General features: G+C 74.6%; 1 protein-coding gene and 1 pseudogene. One reads left to right on the forward strand and one right to left on the reverse strand.

The features are described 5' to 3' along the window. Window positions 1-3 precede the first annotated feature (3 nt). Window positions 4-147, forward strand: coding sequence for an NPCBM/NEW2 domain-containing protein (locus AOK15_RS43265; RefSeq protein WP_079058931.1), 144 nt, complete (start codon window positions 4-6; stop codon window positions 145-147). Between the two features lie 44 nt (window positions 148-191). On the opposite strand, the pseudogene AOK15_RS37740 reads toward AOK15_RS43265, so the two are convergent. Beyond that, window positions 192-1,250 (reverse strand): annotated as a pseudogene (locus AOK15_RS37740) (AfsR/SARP family transcriptional regulator); the annotation flags it as partial.

Here is a 1,250-nt window from a genome sequence, read left to right on the forward strand (position 1 = left end):
GGGCTGGTCGAGGGCGGCGACGCGGCGGTACCGGTCCGGGTGAACATCGCCGGACGCCGGAGGGTAGGGCTGGTCGTCGAACCGCACAGCCACTTCGACGGGACGAGCATGGCGGACTGGGCGGAGTCGCGGTTCAGCTGCGAGTAGGGGCGGCAGGTCGAGAGTGGGCCGGGCACGGAGGAGGGCGGCGCTCAGAGCGCGTCGAGGGATTCGCTCAGGTCGGCGAGCGCCTTGAGCGGGGTGTAGGTCCTGCCCCGGTCGGCCTCGGCGTCGCGGCGGGGGCCGCCGAGGGCGATGAGCGCGGCGGTCCGCGTCCGTTCGTGCTCGTCGTGTTCCGGGAGGGCGCAGGGGTGGTCGCCGCGCCAGCGGTTCGCGGCCGCGAGGAGGCGTACGGCGCGGGCGTGGTCGCCCAGCCGGGACAGTACGGTCGCCGCGCTGTCGGCCAGGGCCGCGATCACCGTCTCGGCGCAGCGGTTGTGCACCGCGGTGCGCAGGGCCTCGGTCAGCCTGCGCAGTCCGGCCGCCGGGCCCGACTCGGCGGTCGTCACCAGTCCGTCGACGAGGTCGAGGAACGCCTTGAACTGCGGCGGAGGCGTGCCGCGACGGGTCTCCTCGTGCGCCGACCGCCACAGCGCGCGGGCCTGGACGTGATCGCCGTCGTCCAGCGCCATATGGGCCCGCAGAAGACTGACGAAGGCGCGGGAGTCCGGGACACCGAAGCGGTCGGCGGCCGCCGTGGCCTCGTCCAGCGCGGCCAGGGCCGCCTCGCGGTCACCGGAGCGGTAGGCGATCTCGCCCAGGCGGGCGATCAGGAACGGTGACTCGGCGTTCGCGCCGACCTCGTACGCGTGGTGCAGCGCCTCCTCGTACGCGCCCTTCGCCTCGCTGAAGCGGCCGCGGGCCATCGCGGCCTCGCCCGCCGCGCTGCACACCTGGGCGCGCATCCAGCGGTCGCCCACGCGGTCGGCCAGCGCGCGGAGTTCGGTGAGGTCGTCCTCGACGCCGAGCATGTTGCCGGAGGAGTCGACGAGCATGTGGGTGCGGAGCATGAGCGTGAAGCCGAGTTCCCAGTCGCCGCCGTGCTCACGGCAGTTGGTGACCGCCTCGTCCATCATGGCGCGGATGTCGACCGTGGCGGTGCCGTCCAGCATGTACGCGGTGAGGGGCCGGACCAGGCCGGGGAAGCGGGCGGCGGCCGGGCCGGTGTGGCCGGACAGCGCCCTGAGGCGGGTGATGTAGGCGCGGGCCTG

Origin of the sequence: Streptomyces ossamyceticus, from assembly GCF_001418475.1 — a bacterium.
GTDB lineage: Bacteria > Actinomycetota > Actinomycetes > Streptomycetales > Streptomycetaceae > Streptomyces > Streptomyces ossamyceticus.